We start from the raw sequence: 25124 nt of genomic DNA on the forward strand, positions 1-25124 counted from the left end.
CCCTATGGCTGCGACAGGTCGTTGAAGAAGCGCTGCAGGCGGATCATGGCCTCTTCCAGCACATCCAGTTCCGCGCAGCCAAAGCAGATGCGCAGATGGCCTTCGCCGGCGTCACCGTAGAAGCTGCCTGCTTCGACGACCACGCCGGTTTCTGCGAGCAGGCGGTCGGCGCATTCCTGTGCACTGAGGCCGGTCGCAGTGATGTTAGGGAAAGCATAGATTGTGCCTTGGACATCTGCGCAGGTCACACCGGGCATTTGGTTGAGCCTTGTCACAACGAGGTCGCGGCGGGTGCGGTCGCGGTCAACCATGCCTTGCAGGATTGACGGGTCACCTTGCAGGGCTGCGATGCCACCGTGTTGAATAAATGTATTGACGTGTGTGACTTCGCTTGTGTGGATTTTCATGCAGGGGCCGATGAGGCTGGCATCGGCAGCGAGGTAACCCAGACGCCAGCCGTCCATGGCGTAGGCCTTGGTAAAGGCGCCCATGGTGATGGTACGTTGCTTCATGCCGGGCAGGGTGGCGATGGGGATATGGTCCGCGCCGTCGTAGGTGATGTCGGCGTAGACCTCATCAGAAAAGACCAGCAGGTCGTGTTTGATCGCCAGATCGGCGAGCGCTTCCAATTCGTGGCGGCTATAAATGCGCCCCGTGGGATTACATGGGTTGATCAGGGCGATGGCGCGGGTTTGCGGTGTGATGTGCGGGGCGATCAGGTCGGGATTGATCGCAAAGTTGTTTGCAGCGTCCAAGGGGGCAACTTGCACGCGGGCTCCTGCAAGCTCTGCCTTTCCGATATGTTGCGGGTAATAGGGGGCAAGCAGCAGGCAGGCGTCACCTGTGTCCAGAAAGGCCATGAAAGCCGCAAACGAGGCCTGGGTGAGCCCGTTGGTGACGATGACCTCGGCGGCGGTGGTGTCCATGCCACGTTTTTGGAGCGTGTCCGCGATGGCGGCGCGCAGGTCGGGCAGACCTTGCAGGTCAGAGTAATGCACCGCCCCAACCTGAAGTGCAGCGACGGTGGCGTCCTTGATGTGTTGAGGCGTGTCTTCGGCGGGCATGCCCAACTCGAGGTGGATCAGATCACCCTTCATCCCCACGGCCTTGGCGAACATGCCGAAGTTCTTGGGCGAGGTGTCGGTGATACGGCGGGCAGGGCGGATCGGCATCGGGTGTCCTTGCGGCAAAGATTATGTGCATCTACATATATCTCAGGTCATGCGGGGATGACCACATCTGATAAGGAGGCAGCGATGCAGAAGGTTGCAGTGGTCACAGGGGCCGCAGGTGGCATGGGCCGCGCGATTGTTGCGCGACTGATGCGGGACGGGATGCAAGTGATCGGGCTGGACATCGACAGCGACGGATTGGCTGAGATGGAAAAGTCGGAGGGGTTCGTGGGAATTCCCATGGATTTGACCGACGCCCGTGCGATCGGGGTGGCTTTTGCCCGCATAGAGGCTGATTTTGGAGGGGTCGATGCCTTGGTGAACAATGCGGGCACTTGTTTCATGTCCGAGTTCCCGGATATTCCGGAAGACGAGTTCGAGCGGCAGATGGCATTGAATTTCTCGGGCGCGTTTCATTGTTGTCAGGCGGCGATCAAGCTGATGGCGGGGCGCGACGGTGTGCGCAAGATCGTCAATATCTCGTCGAACGGGGCGTATAATTTCGATGCCTTCGACCCGCCGCATTACCGGGCGTCCAAGGCGGCGCTGGACACGCTGACCAAGGATCTGGCGCGGCGGTATGCGCGTGCCAAGATCGCGGTCAATTCGATAGCACCTGCGATGACGGAAACGCCCTTATTTGGTGTGGTCAGCAAAGAGGTTTTGGAAGAGGCGATTGCGCAGATGCCACACGGACGCGCAATGCAGCCAAGCGAGATCGCTGATTGGGTCGGCTTTCTGGTGTCGTCTGCCGGGGATGTATCCAGCGGGAATGTGATCATTCTGAATCAAGGGCGGGATGTACGGTAAGAGAGATCGGATCACGCAAAAAACAGTGGCGCTTTCCTTAGATCTGGCCATTGTTCGGGACTGTGGCCGTAGATGATCAGCGCGTCCCGTTCTGCAGCCAGTTTCAGCAGGCGGTCACCGTGATGGATTGCCTGTGCGACGTCCCACGAGCCTACGAATTTCTCTTCCACTTCAGACGCGCGGCTTATGGCATCTGAGGTCAACAGCACCCACCCCGTTTGCGGAAGTCTGACCATAAAGGCCAGTTGTCCCGGTGCATGACCCGGGCAAAGCAACACTTCAAAGTTGGGGCCGATGGTGCAGTCTTGGTCGATCAGATGATATTGCGCCCTCGGCCAGGCCATGGGTTGTTTGCCAGACCAGTACAGCGGGCGCGGCAGGGCGCGTTCTGCGGCCGCGATCAGAATTGGTATACCGGGAAAGCCGGCCATATCGCCAATGTGGTCGATGTGCGTGTGGCTTTGGATCATCAGGGTTACATCGCGTTTGGTCAGATCCAACTTGGCCAGTTGCGCGGCAGGCAGGTTGGTGTGCGTTACGGACAGGACGCGCCCAAAACTGCCAAGGTCATCCTCTGCGGTCGCGGCATTAGCGTTGTCCGCATACTTGGCGGGAAAGCCGGTATCGATCAGGACGACCTCGTCTGCATCCGTCTCTATGACAAAGCCGCAGATGCCGATGGTGCGCGGGCCTGCGTGGACTTCGAATAGTCCGTAATCTAGCACGGCAAGGCGTTTCGGTTTGCCCTTCAGGGTGATCTGGCTTTTCATGGGACCAAGCAGACGGGATGGGCCATGAAAGTCAAGATACACACGTTGTTTCAGTATCTGTTGGAAACGACGGATGCCGCACCAGAGGCGATAGTAGGGTTTTCGTTGTCTGGCTCGCCTACGTTAGGGGATTATCTGGATGATCTTGATCCGGACTTGTCACTGGATTGGAACAACCGGGACTTTCGTGGCCTGCCAGAGTTGCGCGAAAATGTGCTGGCTCAGGCGGGGCTAACCGGCCTATGCACTTCGGCGGATGTGTTGATCACAGCGGGAGCGGCAGAGGCAAATTATCTCGTGATCATGCAGTTGTTGCAGCCCGGAGACGAGATTGTCATTGAGACACCAGGTTGGCCGCAGGCAGAGGTGTTGGCCAAGGCGATCGGCGCAAAGGTGGTGAAAGTCGCAAGGTCCGAAGCTGACGATTGGCGATTGCCATTGGATGCGGTGGCAGCGGCTGTCAGTGACAAGACACGAATGATCTTTCTGAGCAATCCGAACAACCCTACCGGGGATTTGCTGGGGGCAGATGATCTGGCTGAGCTGGTGCGCTGTGCGGATCGTGTCGGCGCATGGCTATTGGTGGATGAAGTTTACGCGGGGCTGGAGTGGGGGGCACCGCGTGCGCCATCGGTGGCCGGCCATTATGCACGCGGCATCAGCACAGGGTCAGTCAGCAAGGCGCTTGGGCTGCAGGGGCTGCGGACGGGTTGGTTGATTTGCCCTGATCCAGAGTTGATCATGGATGCAGTCATTCTGCGCGAGAACAGCAGCGAGATCATGAATATAATGGGCGAGACTATTGCCGAGATCGCCTTGCGCCCTGACAGGTATCGCGCGGCTATCGATAAGGCGCGACGCGAGGGGGCCGCAAACCTGGCTCAGATGAATGAATGGGTGGCAGAGCAGGCAATGCTAAGCTGGGTTGCACCAAAGGCTGGGCTTATTGGGTTGGGGCGGCTGCCAGCGGGGATCGACAGCGATGCCTTTGCCAAACGAGTGCTGGCCGATCCTTACCGCACCTTTTTGTTACCGGGCAGTGCGTACGATCAGCCGGGGCATATCCGTTTGGGCGTGGGCGGTGGGGCGGGCGTCAATCTGCGCAAAGGACTGGACCGCGTCGCGCAGGCACTGGCGGAGTGGTGATGACGACAGAAAAAATCATAGATGCGCATCATCACCTTTGGGCGCCTCAATCCGATCCCGGCACTGTCGGCTATGTCTGGCTACGCGACATCGGCGCGCCCAAGCCGTTTGGCGATCCGACGCCCATTCAGCGGGACTATCTGCTGCCGGAATTTTTGGCCGAACCAGCGCCAGATCGGTTGGCTGGGTCCGTGCATGTACAATGTGACCCCAAGATTTCCGATCCAGCGGCCGAGACGGCGTTCATTCAGGGGATCAGCAACACGGCCGGACATCCGATCATGATCGTCGGGTTCGCTGACCTCAGCCGGTCGGAAGTTGCCGAGACGATCAAATGTCATCAGGCCTATCCGAATCTGCGCGGGGTTCGGCAGATCATTTCGCATCTGCCGGACAGGCCTGACATCAGCTTTGCTTCAGCCAATCTACTGGAGGACCTGACATGGCGCGCGAATTTCGCAATACTGGCAGATGCAGGGCTTAGCTTTGATGTGCAGCTTTACCCTGAACAGATGCAACAGGCAGCGGAGTTTCTGGCGCAACATCCGGCTGTCCCCGCAGTCATCGACCATCTGGGCAGCCCTTATGATGCCTCTGATGCAGGGCTGCAGCGATGGGAAGACGGCATGACCGCATTGGCGGCACTGCCACATGTGCATGTCAAACTGGGCGGCTATGCCATGTACTTTGGCAGCGATCTGGGGTCTGTCCCCGCGCAATTGACCCAGCGCGCGCTGCAGCTTTTTGGTGCCTCTCGGGTGATGTTCTCCAGCAACTTCCCGGTCGACAGTCTGCATCTGACCTACCCCGATTTGCTGGCTTTCGTCCGAGCACAAATGCCGCGCGCAGATCACGCGCAGGTGTTTCATGATACGGCGGCTAAGTTCTACCGCTTCGCTTGTTAGTTACAAAAGCAACCATTATACCAACCTTCATGCGTTCAGGGAGGTTCGCTCATGGTTGATGTGCGCTATGATATTGCGTTCAAACTTTATCCTTACGAAAAGGTTGCCGCACAGGAAGCTACGGCACAGCGACACCCGGTGGTGATTGTTGGCGGAGGGCCAATTGGCATGGCCTGCGCGCTTGATCTGGGGCGCAAGGGCACGCCGGTTCTGGTATTGGACGATCACGAAGGGGTCGGGCAAGGCAGCCGCGCGATCTGTTTTGCCAAACGCACGCTTGAGATAGCCGACCGGCTGGGTGCGGGCGACGCAATGGTCGACAAGGGTGTTCAGTGGAATGTAGGCAAAGTGTTTCATGGCCCGGATCGGGTATTCGAATTCAATCTACAGCCTGAGCCTGGTCACAAGCGGCCCGCCTTTATCAACCTTCAACAGCCCTACTTTGAAAAATTTTTGGTGGACGCGGTGCGCGATGCGCAGGCGCAGGGCGCGCCTATAGAAATCCGGGGACAGAATGCCGTGACCGCCATGGAGCGGCATGGCGACTTTGTCACGCTTGAGATCGACACGCCTGACGGACCCTACACGCTGGAGGCCGATTGGCTTGTCGCCTGTGACGGGGCGCGGTCGCCCATACGCGATATGATGGGGCTCAGCTTTGACGGGCGGGTGTTTGAGGACAATTTCCTGATTGCCGATGTCAAGATGACGGCGGATTTTCCGACCGAGCGCTGGTTCTGGTTCGAGCCACCGTTCAAGGACAGTGGGCAATCCGCGCTCTTACACAAGCAGCCGGATGACATCTGGCGGATCGATTTTCAGCTTGGTTGGGACATCGACCGCGAAAAGGAACTGGACCCGGCGAACGTACGTGCCCGGGTTGATGCCATGCTGGGCGACGGGGTGGACTACGAGCTTGAGTGGACATCAATCTACACGTTTCAATGCCGGCGCATGAAGGAGTTTCGCCACGGAAATGTAATCTTTGCCGGGGATTCGGCGCATCAGGTGTCGCCCTTTGGCGCGCGCGGGGCAAATTCGGGTATTCAGGATACGGACAATCTGGCCTGGAAGCTGGATCTGGTGATCAAAGGTTTGGCGCCTGACAGTCTTTTGGACAGCTATTCGGCAGAACGCGCGCATGGGGCGGACGAAAACATCCTCAATTCATCGCGCGCGACGGATTTTCTGACGCCCAAGTCAGAGACCAGCAAGATTTTCCGCAATGCGGTGCTGTATCTGGCGCGGCAGCATGCTTTCGCGCGCCCCTTGGTAAATTCCGGCCGGCTATCCGTGCCCTGCGTGTATGACGATATGCCCCTTAACGGCGTCGACGCGCCTGGACTGCCCGAAGGGACGCGGCCCGGGGCAAGCTGTATGGATGCGCCACTGGATGAGGGGTTCCTGCTGGATCGGTTGCCCGGGAAGTTCATGATCATGGCGATCAATACGGAGGCGCCCAAAATCACCGAAGTAGACGGGGTGCCGGTAGGCACGCTGTCCCTGAGGACAGAGTCGCACGATCCGACCGGAGCGCTGGTCAAACGATATCTGGGTGAAACGGAAAAGGCGCTGTACCTCATTCGGCCGGATCAGCATATCGCCGCGCGCTGGACACGCAGCACGGCACAGGGTGTACGGGCGGCCTTGCTCAGGGCGATTGGAAAAGGGGCGTTGCAATGACACTAAATCTCGAACCCAACATCGCCGACCCGGACGGGTTTTACGATGAGTTGCTGCAGGCGCATGAAGGTCTCAGCAAATCCGAGAGCGACGCGTTGAATGCGCGGCTTATCCTTGTGTTGTGCAACCATATCGGCGACCGGGACGTTTTGCGGAATGCTTTGACCGCGGCACGCAAGGGTTAGGTCGCTCGCTTTCGGTTCATTATTGTCACCAATGGTACAAATTATTTGCCACTTGATGACCTATCTGGCAAGCATGCGGTGCATTGCCGGGCTTGTGATCACCATTCGAAACTTTTCCCACCGGTCAATTGCGCCCGCCAAATTGTTCAGTTGAAAGTCGCGAAAGGATGTCCGGATGAAAGACGAAAACTTCCTAAAGGAAAACAATGCCCGGCATATGTGGCACCCGATGTGTCATCCTGCCGACAGCCTCGCCAATCCGCCGCGCATCATCAAGGCTGCGTCAGGTGTTCGGATCACGGATATCGACGGCACAGAGGTTATCGATGCCATTGGCGGTTTGTGGAACGTCAATCTTGGCTATTCCTGCGCGCCGATCAAACAGGCCATCGCTGATCAGCTAGAGGCGTTGCCGTACTACTCGACCTTCCGCGGTACCAGCAATGATGCGGTGATTGAGCTGAGCTGGATGCTGCGCGAATTCTTTGAGCCCGATGGGCTGAGCCGGGCGTTCTTTACCTCAGGCGGCAGCGATAGCATCGAGATCGCAATGCGTCTTGCGCGGCAATATCACAAGATCAGGGGCGAGGCGGGTAGGGTCAAATACCTGTCGCTCAAAAAAGGCTATCACGGCACACATATGGGCGGTGCTTCGGTAAACGGTAATGCTAACTTTCGTGCACAGTACGAACCGATGCTGCCTGGCTGTCATCATGTCCCTGCACCATATGCCTACCGCAATTCATTTGGGGAAAGAGATCCGGAGACCCTGGCGCAGTTGTGCCTGGCGGCGCTCGAAGATGAGATCGCTTTTCAGGGTGCGCACACCATTGCGGCCTTTGTAATGGAGCCTGTGATGGGTGCGGGCGGAGTGATTGTGCCGCACCCCACCTTTATGCCGGGCGTGCGGGACATCTGTTCGCGAAACGGAATATTGCTGATTGCGGACGAGGTTGTGACGGCTTTCGGTCGCACAGGCAGCTGGTCGGGGTCACGCCATTGGGGCGTGCGGCCCGACCTGATGGCAACCGCCAAGGCGATCACCAACGGCTATTTTCCTTTCGGGGCCTGCATGATCGCGGATCACGTGGCCGAGGTGTTTGAGAACGACGAAACTGGCAAGGCCAACGTTGCGTCTGGCTATACCTATTCGGGTCATCCCACAGGCGCGGCCGCTGCGATTGCCTGCATCAAGGAAACCCAAAGATTGAATGTGGTTGCGAATGCTGCGGAGCGGGGCACGCAGCTCTTTCATGGCGTGCTTGCCCTGAAAGACAAGTACGATGTCATTGGAGACGTCCGTGGGGGCGAAGGTCTGATGACGGGAATTGAATTCGTGAGCGACCGCGCGACCAAGGCACCGCTGGACGCGCAGTCCGCTGGACGCATCCAGAACGCCATGTTCGACGCCGGAGCGATGGCGCGGATCTCAGGGCCGAATATGATCCTGTCGCCGGCTCTGATCATATCGGAGGCCGATATTGACGGAATCCTATCAGCGATTGAAGCTGGGCTTAAGGCTGCATGAATGCAGGGAAGCTTTAAGAGAGGAGCTGCGCTGAAAAATTCTTAGCAAGCGTTGAACAACGTGCTGGGTACGATTGCTGAAAGGAACACTTTCGAACCGTAAATCATGCCACTTCCCGGAAATCCTTGGGTCCTGGCCCTAATGCGCAGTCGATACCAAGCTAAGTCAGGCGCAGCGCTGACAGCCCCAATGTGTCGGATGCATTGAACGCGCCCATGCCGCCGTCTATGGCGATGTCTTCGCCCTTCATCCAGTTGCTGTCGGGCGACAGGGCAAAGGCAGCGACGCGGGCGACTTCGATGGCATTTCCGGGACGGCCTGTCCGGGCGACGTTTTTGGCCATGCGATCGCCGAACGCGCGGGCGAAATCGGCAAGGATGCCGGTGGATACGCCGCCGGGTGAAAGGGATATCATACGCAGGTCGCGGGCGAACAGGCCTTCGGTTTCGGCCATGGTCCAAAGGATCATCGCCTCTTTGCTGAGGTCGTACGCCCGGACATGGTTGATGTCTTCATTGTCGATGAATGCCGCCAGATCACTGGATCCCCGCAGCGCGCCAAGGCGTTTTATCTGGTCTACGTTTTCGCGCCATTTGTGGCCCGCGCGGCTGGCCATGTTGACGATGGCGCTCCCCTGCGTGAGGTGCGGAAGCATTGCCTGAGTAAAGCTACGTTGACCCAGAAAGTTGACCTGCAGTATCTGCGCCTCCAACCCTGTGCGCGGTGGCAGGCCCGCGTTGTTGCAAAGTCCATCCAATGGGCCTTCTACTTGTGCAGCCGCCTTTGCGATTGCCGGGAGGTCGTTGAGGTCAAGAGGAATGAACTGATCGACGTTGTCGGAAGTTTCCCGGACATCGAACCCGACAACCTGATGCCCGCGTTCTTTGAGCAGACCCGCAAGTGCGGCGCCGATGCCACTGGCGACGCCCGTCACGGCATATCGCGCCATGGCTCAGGCCGCCCTCAGCCCGAGGACACTGCGAGCCTGTGCAGGCGTGGCCACGGGACGTTCGTATTTTTCGCATAGCTTTGCGGCACGGGCGATCAATGCTGCATTCGAGGGCGCCAGCGTGGCCCGATCCAGCCGAACGTTATCCTCGAGCCCGGCACGGGTGTGACCGCCTGCAGCGATGGCCCATTCGTTGACGATGATCTGATTTGGTCCGATGCCAGCCGCGCACCATTGGGCATCAGGCGCGCGGGTTTTCATGATCTGGACGTAGAAATCGAACACTTCACGGTCCGCGAACATCGCGTTCTTCACGCCCATGACAAATTGTACGTATAGATTGCCGTAGAGCTTGCGTTCGCTGCTTAACCAGATGGCTTGAAGGATGTGACTGAGGTCAAAGGCCTCGATTTCGGGCGTGACTTCATAGGTTTGCATTTCCGACGAGAGCCACGCTACCAGATCAGGCGGGTTCTCATAGACGCGCGTCGGGAAGTTGTTTGATCCCACAGACAGCGATGCCATGTCAGGCCGCAGGGGCAGCATACCGCCACGTGCCTGCCCTGCGCCCGACCGCCCGCCTGTCGAGAACTGGATGATCACGCCGGGGCAGTGTTTTTCCAATCCCTCTTTCAGCGCGGCAAATTTGTCAGGGTCAGACGACGGCGTGCCGTCAGCGTTGCGCACGTGCGCATGGATAATTGACGCGCCCGCTTCAACAGCCGCATGGCTGCTTTCGACCTGTTCAGAGACGGAGATTGGTACCGCGGGATTGTCTGCCTTGGTTGGCACCGACCCGGTAATGGCACAGCAAAGGATGCATGGGTTGGACATGGGATCGTCCTTTCTAAATGTCGAAAAAGATCGTCTCGCCTGCGCCCTGCAGGTGTATGTCGAAACGATAGGTGCCGCTTCCTTCAGATTTGGCAAGCAACGTCGGGATGCGGTTTTGGTGCTCGATCCGTGTCAGGATGGGATCGGCGGCGTTGGCGTCGGCCTCATCCTCGAAATAGAGACGGGTGTGCAATCCGATGTTGATGCCGCGCGCCACCACCCAAAAGGTGATATGAGGGGCCTGCAAACGGCCATCGGGGAAGGGCACTGCGCCGGGTTTGACCGTTTCAAAGATGAACTCGCCTGTCTCCATGTCGCCGGGCGAACGGCCCCAGCCGGTGAAATTCGGATCTGCATCCCCCCGCGTTTCTTCAGGTGAATTAAAGAGACCCTCGGCATCGGCCTGCCAGATCTCGATCATGGCGTCCCGCAAGGGGGTGCCCGTGCCGTCAAAGACCGTTCCCTTGATCGTAATTTCCTGCCCCTTCACGGGGCCGGTCTTCATGCATTTTCCCAGATCGCCTCCATAGATGTCGATGCCGGTGAAATTGGGTGTGCAGCCGATGTGAACGTATGGCCCCGCCGTTTGGCTGGGAGTTTCGCGAAGATTGTGCAGGACTTGCGGCATCACAGGCCCTCCGGTCGGTTTTCAAAATACGTTTGCCTGCGACCACGCAGGGTGATGTCGAATTTGAAAGCGCGGGCATCCATCGGCACGGTCCGGTTCATGTCTAGTGGCGCGGTCAATGCATCGAAGGCCTCTTGGGATTTCAGCACGCCGACGATGGGGCAGAGCGGGATATGCGGATCGCCTTCGAAATACATCTGTGTGATCAGCCGTTGGGCAAAGCCAAGGCCAAAGATAGAGAAGTGGATATGCGCGGGTCGCCAGTCATTCAGCCCGTTGGGCCAGGGGTAGGGACCGGGCTGAATGCTGCGAAATTCGTAGTGGCCGGTTTCATCGGTGATCGCCCGACCGCAGCCGCCGAAATTTGGATCCAGCGCGCCTAAATAGCCCTCTTTCTTGTGCCGGTATCGCCCGCCCGCGTTAGCCTGCCAAACTTCGATCAGCGCGCCGGGTACAGGTCGGCCGGATTCATCCTTCACAACACCATGCACGATGATGCGCGGACCGATGGCTGACTGTCCATCGGCCGCGAAGTTGTGGATCAGGTCGTTGTCCATGGCACCGATGATGTCGTGTCCAAAGACGGGCCCGGTTTCTTCACCCAGCGTCGTCGGCATGGACAGGAGCGCTGCTTGCGGGCTGCGTTTGACAGAGGTTTTATAGGGCGGCGTAAACGCATCGGGCTGCCAGCCACGGTCGCGGGGGATATAGCCACCTTGCTTCAGGCTCATATTTCCACCCCCATTTCGGCGTAGGTTTGTTTCGCAAGTTTGATCGCGTGATTGGCCTTTGGCACGCCCGCATAGACCGCCACGTGCATGAAGGCCTGCAGTACATCTTGCGCGCTGGCGCCGGTATTGGCGCTGGCGCGGATGTGCATCGGGATTTCGTCAAAATTTCCCATAGCCGCCAGTAGCGCCAGCGTAAGCATGGAGCGTTCGCGCTGTGGGATTGCATCATCCGCCCACAACGTGCCCCAAGCCCCTTCGGTGATCATCTGCTGGAAGGGCGCGTCAAAGTCCACTTTCGCTGCCTCGGCGCGATCCACATGCGCATCCCCCAGCACGGCGCGGCGCGTTTTCATTCCGGTCTCAAAGCGATCTGTCATCATTCGTCCTTAGTAGGGCAGGCCCACATAGTTTTCAGCCATTGCCTGTTGCGCGGAGTCGTTGCTGCGCAGGAATTCCAGCTCGGCCACCTGAATGCGGTGATCGAATGTTGTCTGGTCAGGATAGCGGTGCATCAGCGATGAAAACCACCACGAAAAGCGCTCAGCCTTCCAGACCCGCGCAAGCGCTTGTGTGGAATAACATTCTAGCCCTGTATCAGAGCCCTTTTCGTAGTGCGCACGCAACGCATTGTAGAGGTAGTGCACATCTGACGCAGCGGTGTTGAGCCCTTTGGCCCCTGTGGGTGGTACGATATGTGCGGCATCGCCACACAGGAACAGACGGCCCCATTGCATTGGTTCTGTCACAAAGGAACGCAGCGGCGCGATGGATTTTTCAATCGACGGGCCCGTGATCAGTTTCTCGGCCTGTTCGGCGGGAATGCGGCGCTTGAGTTCTGCCCAGAAGGCGGCGTCGGTCCAGTCGCCGGGGCTGTCTGAAAGTGAACATTGGATGTAATAGCGGCTCAGGTTTTCATTGCGCATGGAACACAGGGCAAATCCGCGTGCCGAATTGGCGTATATGAGCTCGTGATTGACCGGGGGGGTTTCTGACAGGATGCCCAGCCAGCCGAAAGGATAGACCTTTTCGTATTCGCGCCGCACATTGTCAGGCATGGTGTTGCGGCTGACACCGTGAAACCCGTCGCAGCCTGCAATGAAATCGCAGTCTATGCGATGCGGGTCCCCGTCGACGCTGTAGGTGACATATGGCGCATCCGATTTGGCGTCGTGGATCACTACATCTTCGACGTTGAATTCGATCTTGCCGTCCGCTGCTTCGCGCGCGGCGTAGAGGTCACGGGTGACTTCGGTTTGGCCGTAGACCATCACCGCGTGGCCTGTGTGCTTGGTAAAATCAACGCGGAACATCTCTTCGCCATAGGAGATCAGGGTACCGCCGTGGGGGATGCCTTCGGTTTCCATTCGGTCGGCCACACCCGCTTCACGCATCAGATCCAGCAGTCCGCGTTCCAAAACGCCAGCGCGGATACGCGCAAGCACATAGTCTTTGGTCTTGCGTTCCAGCACGACGCTTTCGATGCCGCGCACGTGCAGGAGTTGTGCCAAAAGCAAACCGGATGGTCCTCCGCCAATGATGGCCACCTGGGTTTTCATGTGTCCTCCCTGATCGGTTCAGAATTGCATGGGTGTTTGGTCCATGTAAAATGCCAATTGAAGCGGCGCGTGTGAAAGGTGTCCCATGTCCCACAAAGAGGCTATCGATAGCATCGCCGCCGCCTTGCGCGCGGTTCCGGGGGTCCGAGCGCTTTATCTCAGCGGCAGCTATGGGACAGGGCTGGAAGATGCCTACAGCGACATCGACTTTACGCTTATCGCTGAAGGCGGCGCGAGCGACGCATTGGCGGCGGCGTGGCGCAAGGCCGTCGAACAGGTGGGTGAGATCGTGCTCTGGTGGGATCGCAATACGCGTCCTGGACTGATCAATGCCATCACCGCCGATTGGACGCGGGTCGACGTCGTCATCCTGAAGCCAGATAGTTTGGGCGGGCTTCGGCAGGACGCTGTTCAGGTGCTGTTCGATCATGATGGGCTTTTCCATGATTTGCCGGTCGAGACACAGCCAGCACAGCCAAACCCGGCCTATTTCCGCTATCAGGTCGAGGAATTCATCCGCATTCTTGGGCTGTTGCCGCTTGCTGTCGGGCGCAAAGAGTACATCAACGGGGTGTTGGGCGTGTTTCATCTTCGTAATCTACTGGTGGATTTGATGATTGCCGAGGCCGCCCCGCAGCATCGCGGTGGTGCACTTCATCTTAATCGGCTGATCACGCCCGCGCAGCGTGAAACCCTAACGAAGATGCCACCGCCTGTGGCGCAAAAGGAAGCGATGATTACCGGACATATGGCTTATGCGCGGGTCTATCTGCCACTGGCTCGCAGAATGGCGCTGGCCTGGGGCGTCGACTGGCCGGACCGGTTTGAGGCGGTCACCTGGGCGAACCTGAATGCGACGCTGGGCCTTGAACCTCCCCATGAGGCGGGTTGAGTGATGCAATATCATCTGAACGGTTTTACCCCCGGCGATCCTGCGCGTGCGCCTGAGGCAGACGGGGCGACCGATGTGTCAGATGCCGTGGATGTGCTGATCATCGGGTGTGGACCTGCGGGGCTGACGCTGGCCACGCAATTGGCGGCGTTTCGGGACATAACGACCCGCATCACTGAACGCAAAACGGGGCCGTTGATCATGGGACAGGCCGACGGGCTGGCCTGCCGGTCGCTCGAGATGTTCGCGGCCTTCGGTTTTGCAGAAAAGGTCGTGAAAGAGGCATATCACGTGAACGAGGTAGCCTTCTGGCGACCCGGTGAGGAAGGTGAGGGGCTGACCCGTGCTGAGCGTATTCAGGACGTTGAGGATGACTTGTCCGAAATGCCGCATGTGATCCTGTCACAAGCACGGTTGCACGATTTCTTTCTGGAGCGCATGGCGCAATCACCCCGACGGCTGGTGCCGGACTATGCCTATGATCTGTGCGATGTGTCCTATACAGACGATCCCGATCATCCCATTACGGCGCGATTTGACACGCCTGACGGGCCGGAAACGATTCACGCGCGCTATCTTGTGGGCTGCGATGGAGCGAGGTCGACCGTGCGGACCGCGATGGGGCTGACGTTGCAAGGCGCCTCAGCCCGGCAACTTTGGGGCGTGATGGACGTTCTGGTGGTCACGGATTTTCCGGACATTCGGCTGAAGTGTGCGATCCAGTCTGCGGGGGAGGGCAGCATTCTGATCATCCCGCGCGAGGGCGGCTATATGGTGCGTATGTACATTGAGCTGGACGAATTGCAGGGCGACGAACGCGCTGCGGATCGTAATGTCACCGCCGAGATGTTGATCGCAAAGGCACAAGCGATCCTTGCGCCTTATGTATTAGAGGTCAAAGAGGTGGTCTGGTGCTCTGCATATGAGATCGGACAGCGCGTCTGTGATCGGTTTGATGATGCATCGGATGTGGCTGACCCGCGCGTGTTCATCGCGGGCGACGCATGCCACACCCACAGCCCGAAAGCTGGGCAGGGGATGAATGTGTCGATGGCCGACACCTTCAATCTGGGCTGGAAGCTGGCACATGTGTTGCGGGGGCAGGCGGAACCGGCGCTTTTGCGGAGCTATTCAGCGGAGCGGCAGGCGAAAGCGAAGGAACTGATTGATTTTGACCGCGATATGGCGCGGCTTTTTAGTGCGAAACCGAGGGATAGCGAAGAGACGGCACAGTTTCAGCGCTATTTCAAGAAACACGGTCGTTATACGGCTGGGGTCGCGACGCGGTATGACGCTTCGGCCCTGACAGGGCCCGCCACTCATCAGGCTTTGGCCAGCGGTCAGATTGTTGGTATGCGATTTCATTCGGCGCCAGTGATCCGTCTGGGCGATGCAAAACGGGTGCATCTGGGACACATGTTTGCCGCAGACGGACGGTGGCGCATTCTGGCGTTTGGTGGCCAGGATGACACGGCGATTGATGATCTTTGCACTTTTTTGGCCGACGATCCGAAAAGCCCCCTGCGCCGCTTTACAGGCAAAGGTGTGGATATCGACAGTGTGATCGATGTGCGGGTCGTCTATCCGCACAGTCATCGCGACAAGCGACTTGAAGCTCTTCCGACGTTGCTTTTGCCGCGCAAAGGAAAACACGGTTTGATCGACTATGAGAAGGTTTTCTGCCCGACCACCCCGGACATCTATGATCTGCGAGGCATTGACCGCAAGAAAGGTGTGCTGCTGGTGCTGCGGCCTGATCAGTTTGTCAGCGCCGTGCTGCCGCTGAGTGACCTTGCTGGGCTTTGCGCCATCTTCGACAATGTGCTTGTCCCCAAGGGGTGTTAAAGCTCTGCCCGAGGGTGTAGGGAGCCAGCGGTCACCCATTAAACATGTGAGCTGAGATGAAAACGATCCCCGGCCCGGACGCCTTTTCCCAAACACTGAAGAACGATGCCCGCAAATATCCCAATCGGGAAGATGAGCGGTATGATGACTTTATGTTTTTCCCGGCGATTGAGCCCAGTTTCTCGATTGGGCGAGACGAGACGGTGTTCACTATCGGATCTTGCTTTGCGCGGAACGTGGAAAAGTTTCTGTTGGATCATAACGTCACGGTGCCGACCGCCCATTTCGAGGCCCCGCACGAGGAGGCGCCGGGCAACCCCAACCGTGTGTTAAACCAGTACAATCCCGGCACCATGATGCAGGTGGTCGAAGCGGCAGGGCAGACGCCTGACAAACGTGCGATTTATGGTGGGCTAACCGGATCGGTCGTGGATTGTCTGCTGGCCACAGGGGGGCGAGCGGTATCAAAGTCTCGTGCAATGGAACGTCGTCAGCAGATTTCGGATCTTTATGGGGCGGGTCTTGGGGCCTCGCAGACGGTCATCATCACACTTGGTCTGATCGAGACGTGGTATGACAAGCAAGACGAATTATACCTCAACGAGGCCCCCGGCGTGCGCTTTGTGCGCAAGAACCCGGATCGGTTCGAGTTTCGCCAGATGGGGTATGAGGAATGCAGCAGCGTCGTGAACAAGATGCTTCAGCGGCTGACGGATTTGGGCAAAAAGGTCGTGCTGACAGTGTCGCCCGTGCCGCTTCAGGTCACGTTCTCGGGCGGCGATGCAGTTACGCGCAACGCCTATTCAAAGTCGCTGTTGCGTGTGGTGGCTGAACAGGCCGCAACGACGTTCGACAACGTCGATTATTTTCCCAGCTACGAGATGGTCACCACGGGCGGCTTCCGGTCCTTCGGCAATGACAATGTGCATGTGAGACCCATCGTCGTAGAGCGGATCGTGCGCTACATGCTTGATGCCTATCTGCGTTAACCTTGGGCCTATTGGCCCGAACCGCTGCGGGCCTCGATTATCCATGACCCTACCTTGCAGTTTCTGCTGACCCGGTTCCGGGCACATAGCGTCATCCTTCCTGTACTAACGGCACCGCCTCGCGGACTTCCAGAAAAGACCAAAGAGCACGGGTGACGCGGTTGGTGTTGGCGGGATTGCGATAAAGACGGATCTGCAGCTCAACCTTCCATTCCGGCACGCCAGTAAGGACCAACAGGCCTTGGTCAATATCCGGTGCGACCAGGCTGCGCGGCAACCAGGCGATACCATCGCCGGCCCGTGCCCGGATCCTGAGCGCACCTGCCATTGAATTTTCGTAAACCGTGGTCAAACGCCGATAAAGGCCGTGGGCCTTGAGCATCGGGTTCAGCAGGGTGCTGATAGGGGCGGCTTCGCCGAAGCGCAGATAGGGCATGTCGACACCTTCGCGGGTAAAGTCAAAAAGGGGCGTGCCGTCGGACTCGGGTTTGCAAACAGGGATCAATTCGTCACTGCCGATCACCACAGTATCAAAACTGTTGTCGGATTGTTGCGCGGGCCCAACGTACGCGACGACAAAATCCAGCTCACCGTTCTTCAGATCCCGCAGGCAGTTGTGCAGGTCGTCCGCGCGTAGGCCTGACAGGATTGGCCCGTAAGCGTCTTCCAGTGCCTGTAACCAGCTGGGGTAGAACCGCCATCCAATCGAATGCTGCGCACCGAAAGTCACAACATATTTGTCCGGCAGCGAATGGGCTTCGAGGATCTGACTGCGTTCCCGTTCAATCCGTGCGAGTGCTTGCAAACCGGCCTCCAGCATCTGGGTCCCGGCCTCGGTCAGGCGGACTGGTTGGCGCGAACGGTCAACCAATGTTGCGCCGACCCAGGTTTCGAGCGATTTGATACGCCGGCTGAATGCGGGCTGGCTGAGGTTGGCAAGTACGGCGGCCTGGGAAAAATTGCCAAGCGCTCGCAGCTTTTCGAGATCGCGGAAGAGTAAAATGTCCATCGGTACATAGTAATGCAATTTTTGCATAATGTCATTTGTTCATAACATTGGCTTACGCGATGGCCGTGATGCACGATAGCTTTTGCGCCCAGAGCAGGAATCAACCATGGCAGAAACGCTCGAACATATCGCGACCCGGATCGACTTTGACCAGTTTCCGCGGACGAATCTTTGTCACCAGCCGACACCAATCGAAGCCATGCCGCGGCTGTCCACGTTCCTTGGCGGGCCAAGCCTGTTTATCAAGCGCGACGATTGCACCGGGCTGGCGATGGGCGGCAACAAGACCCGCAAACTTGAGTTTCTGGTGGGCGAGGCAATGCGCGAGAATGCGGATATGCTTGTCACGCAAGGTGCCGTGCAATCCAACCACGTGCGCCAAACTGCCGCCGCGGCCTGCAAGGTGGGCATGAAATGTCATGTGCTTCTGGAACGTCGGGTGCCGGATCGGGATGCCTCTTATGAGGAAACCGGGAACGTTCTTTTGGACAACCTCTTTGGTGCGTCGCAAGAGTTTCGGCCCGCTGGTCTGGACATGAACGCCGAGGCCGAAGTGGTCACGCAAAAGCTGCGGGATGAGGGTCATCGGCCCTATTTCATACCCGGCGGTGGATCAAACCCAACCGGTGCTTTGGGGTATGCCAGCTGTGCGCAGGAAATCGCAGATCACGCAGCGCAGACAGGACAGGTTTTTGACTGGCTGGTCATGGGGACAGGCAGCACTGGCACACAGGCTGGTCTGGTTGCCGGCTTTCACGCGCTGGGACATGATCTGCCCGTGATGGGGGTCAGCGTACGGCAACCGCGCGAGCGGCAGATGAATGCCGTGCATGCGTTGACGCAAAAGACGCTCGAAAAGTTGGGCGCATCTGGTGTGCCGCTGAGCAAGATATTGGTTGATGATGGATATGTAGGCGAAGGCTACGGGATTCCAGCAAAATCCACTCTCGAAGCAATAAAGTTGCTTGCGCGCCAAGAAGGGATTTTGCTTGATCCGGTCTATTCCGCAAAAGGGATGGCCGGGTTGATCGGGATGGTCCGGGAGGGCTTTTTCAAGCCCAGTGACAAGGTCTTGTTCCTGCATACCGGCGGGGCAAGTGCATTATTCGCATATCAGGCGCAGCTTGCGACCCTGATTTGACAAAGACGCCGGAAATTCGGCGCGTTCCAACAGAGGAGTTCACAACTATGATGATGAAATTGAAACCGATGGGGTTTGCCGCAGCGCTCTGCGTTCTGGCCGCACCCGCATTTGCAGCCGAAGAGGTGAAGATCGGGGTGCCATCCTGGACGGGGGCGCAGGCGATTGCGCATGTGCTGGGCGAGGTTGTCACCAGCCGCATCGGCGGGTCCGTTGAATATGTGCCCGGGAACAACGCCACGATTTTTCAGGCGATGGATCAGGGAAAAGGTGACATCGATGTGCACCCGGACGTTTGGTTGCCAAACCAGCAAAGCTTTACCCAGAAATACGTCGATGAAGCAGGCACTGTGACCTTGTCCTCCAATCCGTATGAGGGCAATCAAGGCTTCTGCGTGTCCAAGGATTTTGCCGCCAAGATGAACATCACTGACATTGCTGATCTGGGTCGCCCTGATGTGGCCGCGGCAATGGACAGCGACGGCAATGGCAAGGGTGAGATGTGGATCGGTGCCCCCGGTTGGGCGTCAGCAAATGTGAATGAGGTCAAGACACGCGATTATGGTCTGCTGGACTTTGTCGAACCCGTTCGTGCCGAGGAAAGCGTCAAGACCGCGCGTATCAAGGATAGTATCGCTAAGGGCGAAGGCTATGCTTTTTACTGCTACAAGCCACACGCCGTCTGGTTCATGTTTGATGTCGAAATGCTGTCCGAGCCGACCTTTGACCCGGCAAAATATGTGATGGTGCAACCATCCGATGATGCGGATTGGTACGAAAAATCAAGCGTTGCGACCAAGGATGCGCTGAAAGAGGTGCAAATTGCCTGGTCCAACTCATTGGTTGACCGGTCGCCTGCGATTGCCGAGTTCTTCCAGAATTTCGCGCTGAGCGCGGATGACGTCTCTGGGCTTGCGTATGAGATCAGTGCGAATGGCAAGGACCCTTCCGATGCTGCGAAAGAGTGGATCGCGGCTAACTCTGATAAGGTCGATGGCTGGCTGGGGCTTTGATGCGCCGCTGACACGATAACAGAGGCGGCGCCCGGGTACGGCGCCGCTTTTTTCAATTCTGATGGGGTGGTCACAAAATGTCCGACGAAACCGTCATCGAAATCTCCAACGTCTGGAAGATTTTCGGCGCTAACGCGCAAACTGCACTTGAGGCCATCCGGTCAAGGGGACTGACCAAGGCCGAAGTACTTGCCGAATACAACGCTGTCGTGGGTGTGGCTGATGTCAGCCTATCCGTCAAACGGGGTGAGATTTTCTGCATCATGGGCCTGTCGGGCAGTGGCAAGTCCACGCTGGTTCGCCACTTCAATCGTCTGCTTGAACCCACGGCTGGTAAGATCGAGATTGAAGGCACCGATGTCATGGCCTTGGGACCGCGCGCGCTTCAGCGGTTTCGCAACAGAACCATCGGCATGGTGTTCCAGAACTTTGCATTGATGCCGCACCGGTCCGTGCTGGATAATGTGGCAATGCCGATGGAAATCCGGAAAGTGTCCAAGAACGAGCGGATGCGGCAGGCGGCAGCGATCCTGGATATTGTTGAACTGGGGGCCTGGGGTGCCAAGTTCGCGCACGAGCTTTCTGGCGGAATGCAGCAACGGGTCGGGTTGGCACGGGCGCTGGCAGCAAACCCCGATGTGCTGCTGATGGACGAACCTTTTTCAGCGCTTGATCCCTTGATCCGACGCCAGTTGCAGGATGAGTTCATTCGCCTGTCGAAAATCCTCAAGAAAACGACGATTTTCATCACGCACGATCTGGACGAGGCGGTGCGCATCGGTGACCGGATTGCGATCATGCGGGATGGCAAGATGGTGCAGATGGGTACCGCAGAAGACATCGTGATGAACCCGGCAGATGATTATGTCGCTGATTTTGTCGCCGGAATTTCACGGCTGAAGGTGGTGCATGCCCATGCGGTAATGCAGCCCATCGCCGAATTTGTCGCAGACAAAGGGCCGATTTCAGCAGACGCACCGCGGGTCGACCAGGACGAAACGCTTAGCACGCTTATTAATCTGGCGATTGATGATGAGCATCCGATCATCGTCAAGGGTGACAGCGGCGATGCGGGTGTCATCACCCGCGCTGATCTGCTGCGGACCGTGATCGAAGGGACCGAAGTATCATGACCGAGACAGAAGTGAATCCGCTGGATGACACGCATTCCGACGCAGCCCGCGCCTATGCCGAAGAGCGGCGCGAGAATATCCGCACCTTTGTGCGCACCAGTCCCGACTACTACATTCGGATGTTTGACAAGATTGGTGCTTCGGCCAGTTTCACGCCGACATTCAATGCGATGGCGGGCTTGTTCGGCCCGGTTTGGTTCGGTGCGCGCGGTCTTTGGAACTGGGCATTGCCGTTTCTGATCATCGAAACGCTGGCCTTTGTGCAGATCGCACGCGGCCTTTTTGGTGACCTGGCCGCAGAGGCTATGACCCGTATCGCATCTATAGAAGGTACGCTTGAGCTTCGTCGTCGGCAGCTGGCCGCCGCGCTTGAGGAAAATTCGGACAAGGTAGATGTGTACACGCGCACCGTGGAATCGCTGGAGGCCAGTATCGGCGGCATCCGCGCTGAGGCCGAAGCTTTGGCGGCCGAGGGGCCGACAATTGCACTGACGGGGCTGGCGATTCTTGTGCTGGTCAAGATTGCGCAGTCGATGGTGGGCAATACGGCGCTGGAATCGCGGTTTTCCGAGTGGTTGAGCGACCGAACCGTGCGCTCTGGCATGCCGGTCTCGCATATCGTGCTGAGTGCCATATTCATGGTTCTGATCGTGGTGGCTGCAATGATGCACTACAGCTTTCCGGGCCGCTTTACGCTGCTCTCTGAATTTCCGACGGAACCCGGCATCCGGTTGACCAGCATTGAATGGGTTGAGGGGTTCTTTAATTGGGCGGTGCTGAACGGTGAAGCGCTCTTTGATGCGATAACCTATTGCATCCGGCTGGTGCTGGACGCCCTAGAGATCGTTTTTGTCAGCACACCCTGGATCGTGATTGCGAGCCTGATCATCCTGCTGACCTGGCTTACTGCAGGGGTGCGCATGGCCATCTATTCCGGCGCGTTTCTGGCCTACATGGGGTTGCTGGGGTTCTGGGACAAGGCGATGACAACGCTCGCTTTGCTGGGCACGGCGGCGTGCCTGTCGATTCTGATAGGCATTCCACTTGGCATGTTCGCAGCACGACGCCCGCGCTTTTATGCAGCGATCCAGCCGATCATGGATTTTATGCAGACGATGCCTGCGTTTGTTTTCATGATCCCGGTGATTGCCTTTTTTGGCACGGGCAAGCCAGCGGCAGTTGTCACCACGATGATCTTCGGCGGCACGCCCGTTGTGCGCCTGACGGTGCTTGGCCTGAGAGGCGTGCCTGAAAGCGTGCGTGAAGCGGCGATCAGCTTTGGTGCCAACAAATGGTATCTGCTGACCAAGGTCGATCTGCCGCTGGCCAGCCCATCAATCCGCGCGGGGATCAACCAGACGATTATGCTGAGCCTTGCAATGGTCGTGGTTGCCTCGCTGATCGGGGCCAAAGGACTGGGTGAAGACGTGCTGGAAGCATTGCAATACGCCAACGTTGGGCAGGGAATCCTTGCGGGCTTCTCGATCTTGTTCTGTGCGATGATACTTGACCGAATTGTGCAGGGCGGCCGTCGGTGACGCCTTTGGTCTGCGTTCATGGGTTCATGGGTGGCAGTGATCAGTGGGCGTTGCAGGCCCCTTTGGCAGAAGACCGTGAGCTGATCTGTGTCGATCTGCCCGGATTTGGCCGGAACGCCAGCCTGCCCCCCATCAGCAGCATTCAAGGATTTGCTGAGTGGGTGCTGGATGCGCTTGCGCGCCGAGGTATTTCGAATTTTGATCTGATGGGGCATTCCATGGGCGGCATGATCGTGCAGGACATGGCGCGCCTTGATCCTGCCCGGATCAGGCGTCTGGTGCTTTATGGCACGGGTGCTGTTGGCGCATTGCCCGGACGATTTGAGCCTATTGATGTTTCCATGCGTCGTGCCCGGCAAGACGGCGCGCCTGCCACGGCACATCGGATTGCGGCCAAGTGGTTTCGCGCTGGTGAAGATGCTGAGGAATATTTGGGATGCGCCGCCATCGCAGAGCAAGCTGGTCTGCCTGCCATTCTTGCAGGGTTGGAGGCGATGCGTGATTGGTCGGGCAAGGACCAACTGGCGCAGATCTCGGCGCCGACTTTGATCATTTGGGGCGACTGCGATCAATCCTATGCCTGGTCTCAAATCAGCGAGTTGTGGGCACAAATACCCGGCTGCCGATTAGCTGTACTTCCTGATGCGGGGCATGCCGCACATCTGGAGCATCCGGCGTTATTCAATATGGTCTTGTCAGACTTTCTGAACCGGACTGTTCTGGACAGCTAGGTAGTCATTATCCCCCGGTCGCCGCGCGGTACCACGCGACAATCGCCCGACGGCTATCTGTGTCCATGGTCGAGATTGCATTGGGCGGAGGCATGGCGTGGGTCACGCCCGCCTGCAAGAATATCTGTTGCGCTTGTCCGGCCACATCGCCCTGCGTTTCAAGCAAAACACCCTTTGGCGCCCAGCGGATGCCTTCAAAGAAGGGTTCGCGAGCGTGACACATTGAGCAGTTTCCACGCACCACATCAAAGGCATCAGCAAAACCAGCAGCACTGGCAAAGCGTTGTTCGTGCACTGTGAGGGGGCGGGCCTCGGCTTCTTCAAGCGTTTCATGCATTGGCAAGATTGACAGCCAGGCAATGAGGATCATCAGGAGCACGGTGACGGCCCATGTCCAGAGCGGCCCTTGGCCCGTGGCATGCATGGTGTTGAAGTAATGCCGGATCGTCACGCCCGTCAGGAAAATCAGGCTGGCGATAATCCAGTTGTACTCGGTGGCAAAGGCCAGCGGGTAGTGGTTGCTGAGCATCAGAAAAATGACCGGTAGCGTCAGGTAATTATTATGCGTCGATCGCAGCTTGGCGATCTTGCCGTATTTGGCGTCTGGCGTGCGTCCTTTCTGCAGGTCTTTCACGACGATCCGCTGGTTGGGCATGATGATGAAGAACACATTGGCGGTCATGATTGTGGCCGTGAACGCGCCCAGATGCAGCAGCGCCGCGCGACCCGTGAAGATCTGGTTATAGCCCCAGGCCATGACCACCAGGATCACAAACAAAAGCAGCATCAATACCGTGGGCGTCTCTCCTAGAGGGGACTTGCACAAGTAGTCATAAAGGATCCAACCGATCGTCAGGGACGCGGCCGAGATCAGCACACCCTGCCAAAGCGAGAGTTCCGCCTTGTTCGGATCAAGCAGGTAAATCTCGCCCCCAACCCAGTAGATGACCATCAACAATGCCGCACCGGAAAGCCAGGTCATGTAGCTTTGCCATTTGTGCCATGTCAGATGTTCGGGCAGACGCGCAGGGGCGACGAGGTATTTCGTCGTGTGGTAGAAGCCCCCGCCGTGGACCTCCCATTCCTCACCCGCCGCGCCTTCGGGCAGGTCGGGGGCCTTGCGCAGACTTAGATCCAGCGCAATGAAGTAGAACGACGCGCCAATCCAGGCCATGGCGGTGATCACATGCAGCCAGCGGACGGCAAAGCCGATCCAGTCCCACATGACGGCGAAATCATACATGGCGTGTCCCCAACTGCCCCTTCGGGGTTCCGTGTTAGCACGTCTGGCGCTGGATGCGAGGCGCAAAATCTCTTTGCGTCTGCCCGGCACCCCGCGCAGTATCGTGTGGCAAGGAAAGGCCCGCCCATGACCACGCCAATCGTTCCAGAGCTGATGTCCGCGCAGGCCTTCGCGCCGTTTGGGGATGTACTTGAGGTCGCAGGCGCGCCCGACAAGATCATCAATCAGGGCCTCTGCCGCCGGTATCACGACCGCGCAAAACTCGATTTCGGCGACGGGCGTGCGGGCGTCAGTCTCTTTCAGGCGCAGCGGCGCGAATTTCCGTTGATGCTGGATATGGTTGAGCGGCATCCGCAAGGCAGTCAGGCATTCATTCCTATGACACTTGTGTCTTTTCTGGTTGTCGTGGCTCCGGATGCGGGCGGTGTGCCAGGCCAGCCGCTGGCCTTTCTGACCGACCCCGGTCAGGCGATCAACTTGCACAAGGGCACGTGGCACGGGGTGCTGACGCCCTTGTCAGAGCCGGGACTTTTCGCAGTCGTGGATCGGATCGGGATGGGTGCAAACCTTGAGGAGCACTGGTTCGACACGCCCTATGTCATCGCGGGGCCACCGGATTAGAAGGCGGTTCCGCGGCAGCGAACGCCCTGTTGTCACCAGGTTAACCAGCGTTCGGCACCTTTGCGCAATCTT

Annotated in this window: 25 protein-coding genes; 15 read left to right on the forward strand and 10 right to left on the reverse strand. The window is 58.1% G+C overall.

Annotated features, from left to right (window positions below; genetic code table 11):
• Window positions 1-2: 2 nt before the first annotated feature.
• The gene (locus H9Q16_RS15605; RefSeq protein ID WP_191076341.1) at window positions 3-1172 is read right to left on the reverse strand and encodes a pyridoxal phosphate-dependent aminotransferase; all 1170 of its coding nucleotides are present in this window, start codon (window positions 1170-1172) and stop codon (window positions 3-5) included.
• A gap of 84 nt (window positions 1173-1256) precedes the next feature.
• Between H9Q16_RS15605 and H9Q16_RS15610 the strand changes: the two genes are divergently transcribed.
• Entirely contained in the window at window positions 1257-1982 is a 726-nt protein-coding gene (locus H9Q16_RS15610) for an SDR family NAD(P)-dependent oxidoreductase (RefSeq protein WP_191076342.1), read from the forward strand.
• 11 nt (window positions 1983-1993) lie between these two features.
• On the opposite strand, the gene H9Q16_RS15615 is transcribed toward H9Q16_RS15610, so the two are convergent.
• Window positions 1994-2752, reverse strand: coding sequence for an MBL fold metallo-hydrolase (locus H9Q16_RS15615; protein ID WP_191076343.1), 759 nt, complete (start codon window positions 2750-2752; stop codon window positions 1994-1996).
• A 24-nt stretch (window positions 2753-2776) separates the two neighbouring features.
• On the opposite strand from H9Q16_RS15615, the gene H9Q16_RS15620 reads away from it, so the two are divergent.
• The 5 genes from H9Q16_RS15620 to H9Q16_RS15640 all read left to right on the forward strand — a co-directional run bounded on the left by H9Q16_RS15620 (window position 2777) and on the right by H9Q16_RS15640 (window position 8199).
• Window positions 2777-3898 (forward strand): aminotransferase class I/II-fold pyridoxal phosphate-dependent enzyme, encoded by a 1122-nt coding sequence (locus H9Q16_RS15620; RefSeq protein WP_191076344.1) that lies wholly within the window; start codon window positions 2777-2779, stop codon window positions 3896-3898.
• On the forward strand, window positions 3898-4803 hold the full coding sequence (locus H9Q16_RS15625) for an amidohydrolase family protein (RefSeq protein WP_191076345.1): 906 nt from the start codon (window positions 3898-3900) through the stop codon (window positions 4801-4803). Before H9Q16_RS15620 ends, H9Q16_RS15625 begins: the two co-directional genes overlap by 1 nt.
• Before the next feature lie 51 nt (window positions 4804-4854).
• Window positions 4855-6486, forward strand: a complete 1632-nt coding sequence (locus tag H9Q16_RS15630) for an FAD-dependent oxidoreductase (RefSeq protein WP_191076346.1) — start codon at window positions 4855-4857, stop codon at window positions 6484-6486.
• Window positions 6483-6671 carry a DUF2783 domain-containing protein gene (locus H9Q16_RS15635; protein WP_191076347.1) on the forward strand — a complete coding sequence of 63 codons (189 nt, stop codon included), beginning with the start codon at window positions 6483-6485 and terminating at the stop codon, window positions 6669-6671. The genes H9Q16_RS15630 and H9Q16_RS15635 overlap by 4 nt, the downstream gene beginning before the upstream one ends.
• A gap of 175 nt (window positions 6672-6846) precedes the next feature.
• Entirely contained in the window at window positions 6847-8199 is a 1353-nt protein-coding gene (locus H9Q16_RS15640; RefSeq protein ID WP_191076348.1) for an aminotransferase class III-fold pyridoxal phosphate-dependent enzyme, read from the forward strand.
• Between the two features lie 160 nt (window positions 8200-8359).
• On the opposite strand, the gene H9Q16_RS15645 is transcribed toward H9Q16_RS15640, so the two are convergent.
• Genes H9Q16_RS15645 through pobA form a run of 6 tightly spaced genes read right to left on the reverse strand, consistent with a single transcriptional unit; the run spans window position 8360 to window position 12897 of the window.
• On the reverse strand, window positions 8360-9148 hold the full coding sequence (locus tag H9Q16_RS15645; protein ID WP_191076349.1) for an SDR family oxidoreductase: 789 nt from the start codon (window positions 9146-9148) through the stop codon (window positions 8360-8362).
• 3 nt (window positions 9149-9151) lie between these two features.
• Window positions 9152-9982: a 3-oxoadipate:acetyl-CoA acetyltransferase gene (locus H9Q16_RS15650; protein ID WP_191076350.1), complete on the reverse strand. Its 831-nt coding sequence runs from the start codon at window positions 9980-9982 to the stop codon at window positions 9152-9154.
• A 13-nt stretch (window positions 9983-9995) separates the two neighbouring features.
• Window positions 9996-10610 carry a protocatechuate 3,4-dioxygenase subunit alpha gene (gene pcaG, locus H9Q16_RS15655; RefSeq protein ID WP_191076351.1) on the reverse strand — a complete coding sequence of 205 codons (615 nt, stop codon included), beginning with the start codon at window positions 10608-10610 and terminating at the stop codon, window positions 9996-9998.
• Entirely contained in the window at window positions 10610-11341 is a 732-nt protein-coding gene (pcaH, locus tag H9Q16_RS15660) for a protocatechuate 3,4-dioxygenase subunit beta (protein ID WP_191076352.1), read from the reverse strand. Before pcaH ends, pcaG begins: the two co-directional genes overlap by 1 nt.
• Window positions 11338-11718: a 4-carboxymuconolactone decarboxylase gene (pcaC, locus tag H9Q16_RS15665; protein WP_191076353.1), complete on the reverse strand. Its 381-nt coding sequence runs from the start codon at window positions 11716-11718 to the stop codon at window positions 11338-11340. The genes pcaH and pcaC overlap by 4 nt, the downstream gene beginning before the upstream one ends.
• Window positions 11719-11727: 9 nt before the next feature.
• Window positions 11728-12897, reverse strand: coding sequence for a 4-hydroxybenzoate 3-monooxygenase (gene pobA / locus H9Q16_RS15670; protein WP_191076354.1), 1170 nt, complete (start codon window positions 12895-12897; stop codon window positions 11728-11730).
• Between the two features lie 85 nt (window positions 12898-12982).
• Between pobA and H9Q16_RS15675 the strand changes: the two genes are divergently transcribed.
• Genes H9Q16_RS15675 through H9Q16_RS15685 form a run of 3 tightly spaced genes read left to right on the forward strand, consistent with a single transcriptional unit; the run spans window position 12983 to window position 16623 of the window.
• Window positions 12983-13789, forward strand: a complete 807-nt coding sequence (locus tag H9Q16_RS15675) for a nucleotidyltransferase domain-containing protein (protein WP_191076355.1) — start codon at window positions 12983-12985, stop codon at window positions 13787-13789.
• Between the two features lie 3 nt (window positions 13790-13792).
• Window positions 13793-15634 (forward strand): FAD-dependent monooxygenase, encoded by a 1842-nt coding sequence (locus H9Q16_RS15680; protein ID WP_191076356.1) that lies wholly within the window; start codon window positions 13793-13795, stop codon window positions 15632-15634.
• Between the two features lie 56 nt (window positions 15635-15690).
• Window positions 15691-16623, forward strand: coding sequence for a GSCFA domain-containing protein (locus tag H9Q16_RS15685; protein WP_191076357.1), 933 nt, complete (start codon window positions 15691-15693; stop codon window positions 16621-16623).
• 91 nt (window positions 16624-16714) lie between these two features.
• On the opposite strand, the gene H9Q16_RS15690 is transcribed toward H9Q16_RS15685, so the two are convergent.
• Window positions 16715-17632, reverse strand: a complete 918-nt coding sequence (locus tag H9Q16_RS15690; RefSeq protein ID WP_191076358.1) for a LysR substrate-binding domain-containing protein — start codon at window positions 17630-17632, stop codon at window positions 16715-16717.
• Window positions 17633-17771: 139 nt separating this feature from the next.
• Here H9Q16_RS15690 and cuyA point away from each other — a divergent pair, with 139 nt between their 5' ends.
• The 5 genes from cuyA to H9Q16_RS15715 all read left to right on the forward strand — a co-directional run bounded on the left by cuyA (window position 17772) and on the right by H9Q16_RS15715 (window position 23188).
• Entirely contained in the window at window positions 17772-18773 is a 1002-nt protein-coding gene (gene cuyA, locus H9Q16_RS15695; protein ID WP_465319336.1) for a D-cysteate sulfo-lyase, read from the forward strand.
• Window positions 18774-18820: 47 nt separating this feature from the next.
• The gene (locus H9Q16_RS15700) at window positions 18821-19786 is read left to right on the forward strand and encodes an ABC transporter substrate-binding protein (RefSeq protein ID WP_191076360.1); all 966 of its coding nucleotides are present in this window, start codon (window positions 18821-18823) and stop codon (window positions 19784-19786) included.
• Between the two features lie 77 nt (window positions 19787-19863).
• Window positions 19864-20919 carry a quaternary amine ABC transporter ATP-binding protein gene (locus H9Q16_RS15705; RefSeq protein WP_191076361.1) on the forward strand — a complete coding sequence of 352 codons (1056 nt, stop codon included), beginning with the start codon at window positions 19864-19866 and terminating at the stop codon, window positions 20917-20919.
• Window positions 20916-22457 (forward strand): ABC transporter permease, encoded by a 1542-nt coding sequence (locus H9Q16_RS15710; RefSeq protein WP_191076362.1) that lies wholly within the window; start codon window positions 20916-20918, stop codon window positions 22455-22457. The genes H9Q16_RS15705 and H9Q16_RS15710 overlap by 4 nt, the downstream gene beginning before the upstream one ends.
• Window positions 22454-23188: an alpha/beta fold hydrolase gene (locus H9Q16_RS15715; RefSeq protein ID WP_191076363.1), complete on the forward strand. Its 735-nt coding sequence runs from the start codon at window positions 22454-22456 to the stop codon at window positions 23186-23188. The genes H9Q16_RS15710 and H9Q16_RS15715 overlap by 4 nt, the downstream gene beginning before the upstream one ends.
• A 7-nt stretch (window positions 23189-23195) precedes the next feature.
• On the opposite strand, the gene H9Q16_RS15720 is transcribed toward H9Q16_RS15715, so the two are convergent.
• Window positions 23196-24431, reverse strand: a complete 1236-nt coding sequence (locus H9Q16_RS15720) for a urate hydroxylase PuuD (protein ID WP_191076364.1) — start codon at window positions 24429-24431, stop codon at window positions 23196-23198.
• A 126-nt stretch (window positions 24432-24557) separates the two neighbouring features.
• On the opposite strand from H9Q16_RS15720, the gene H9Q16_RS15725 reads away from it, so the two are divergent.
• The gene (locus H9Q16_RS15725) at window positions 24558-25052 is read left to right on the forward strand and encodes an ureidoglycolate lyase (RefSeq protein ID WP_191076365.1); all 495 of its coding nucleotides are present in this window, start codon (window positions 24558-24560) and stop codon (window positions 25050-25052) included.
• The last annotated feature ends 72 nt before the right edge of the window (window positions 25053-25124 follow it).

The organism is Sulfitobacter aestuariivivens, from assembly GCF_014763045.1.
GTDB lineage: Bacteria > Pseudomonadota > Alphaproteobacteria > Rhodobacterales > Rhodobacteraceae > Sulfitobacter > Sulfitobacter aestuariivivens.

Coding starts and splice junctions, on each gene's coding strand:
- H9Q16_RS15635 (WP_191076347.1), top strand. CDS start 6,483: ATGACACTAAATCTCGAACCCAACATCGCCGACCCGGACGGGTTTTAC.
- H9Q16_RS15680 (WP_191076356.1), top strand. CDS start 13,793: ATGCAATATCATCTGAACGGTTTTACCCCCGGCGATCCTGCGCGTGCG.
- pcaH (WP_191076352.1), bottom strand. CDS start 11,341: ATGAGCCTGAAGCAAGGTGGCTATATCCCCCGCGACCGTGGCTGGCAG.
- pcaG (WP_191076351.1), bottom strand. CDS start 10,610: ATGCCGCAAGTCCTGCACAATCTTCGCGAAACTCCCAGCCAAACGGCG.
- H9Q16_RS15645 (WP_191076349.1), bottom strand. CDS start 9,148: ATGGCGCGATATGCCGTGACGGGCGTCGCCAGTGGCATCGGCGCCGCA.
- H9Q16_RS15630 (WP_191076346.1), top strand. CDS start 4,855: ATGGTTGATGTGCGCTATGATATTGCGTTCAAACTTTATCCTTACGAA.
- H9Q16_RS15620 (WP_191076344.1), top strand. CDS start 2,777: ATGAAAGTCAAGATACACACGTTGTTTCAGTATCTGTTGGAAACGACG.
- H9Q16_RS15650 (WP_191076350.1), bottom strand. CDS start 9,982: ATGTCCAACCCATGCATCCTTTGCTGTGCCATTACCGGGTCGGTGCCA.
- pcaC (WP_191076353.1), bottom strand. CDS start 11,718: ATGACAGATCGCTTTGAGACCGGAATGAAAACGCGCCGCGCCGTGCTG.
- H9Q16_RS15710 (WP_191076362.1), top strand. CDS start 20,916: ATGACCGAGACAGAAGTGAATCCGCTGGATGACACGCATTCCGACGCA.
- H9Q16_RS15700 (WP_191076360.1), top strand. CDS start 18,821: ATGATGATGAAATTGAAACCGATGGGGTTTGCCGCAGCGCTCTGCGTT.
- H9Q16_RS15725 (WP_191076365.1), top strand. CDS start 24,558: ATGACCACGCCAATCGTTCCAGAGCTGATGTCCGCGCAGGCCTTCGCG.
- H9Q16_RS15720 (WP_191076364.1), bottom strand. CDS start 24,431: ATGTATGATTTCGCCGTCATGTGGGACTGGATCGGCTTTGCCGTCCGC.
- H9Q16_RS15705 (WP_191076361.1), top strand. CDS start 19,864: ATGTCCGACGAAACCGTCATCGAAATCTCCAACGTCTGGAAGATTTTC.
- H9Q16_RS15610 (WP_191076342.1), top strand. CDS start 1,257: ATGCAGAAGGTTGCAGTGGTCACAGGGGCCGCAGGTGGCATGGGCCGC.
- H9Q16_RS15625 (WP_191076345.1), top strand. CDS start 3,898: ATGACGACAGAAAAAATCATAGATGCGCATCATCACCTTTGGGCGCCT.
- H9Q16_RS15690 (WP_191076358.1), bottom strand. CDS start 17,632: ATGGACATTTTACTCTTCCGCGATCTCGAAAAGCTGCGAGCGCTTGGC.
- H9Q16_RS15685 (WP_191076357.1), top strand. CDS start 15,691: ATGAAAACGATCCCCGGCCCGGACGCCTTTTCCCAAACACTGAAGAAC.
- H9Q16_RS15605 (WP_191076341.1), bottom strand. CDS start 1,172: ATGCCGATCCGCCCTGCCCGCCGTATCACCGACACCTCGCCCAAGAAC.
- pobA (WP_191076354.1), bottom strand. CDS start 12,897: ATGAAAACCCAGGTGGCCATCATTGGCGGAGGACCATCCGGTTTGCTT.
- H9Q16_RS15615 (WP_191076343.1), bottom strand. CDS start 2,752: ATGAAAAGCCAGATCACCCTGAAGGGCAAACCGAAACGCCTTGCCGTG.
- H9Q16_RS15675 (WP_191076355.1), top strand. CDS start 12,983: ATGTCCCACAAAGAGGCTATCGATAGCATCGCCGCCGCCTTGCGCGCG.
- H9Q16_RS15640 (WP_191076348.1), top strand. CDS start 6,847: ATGAAAGACGAAAACTTCCTAAAGGAAAACAATGCCCGGCATATGTGG.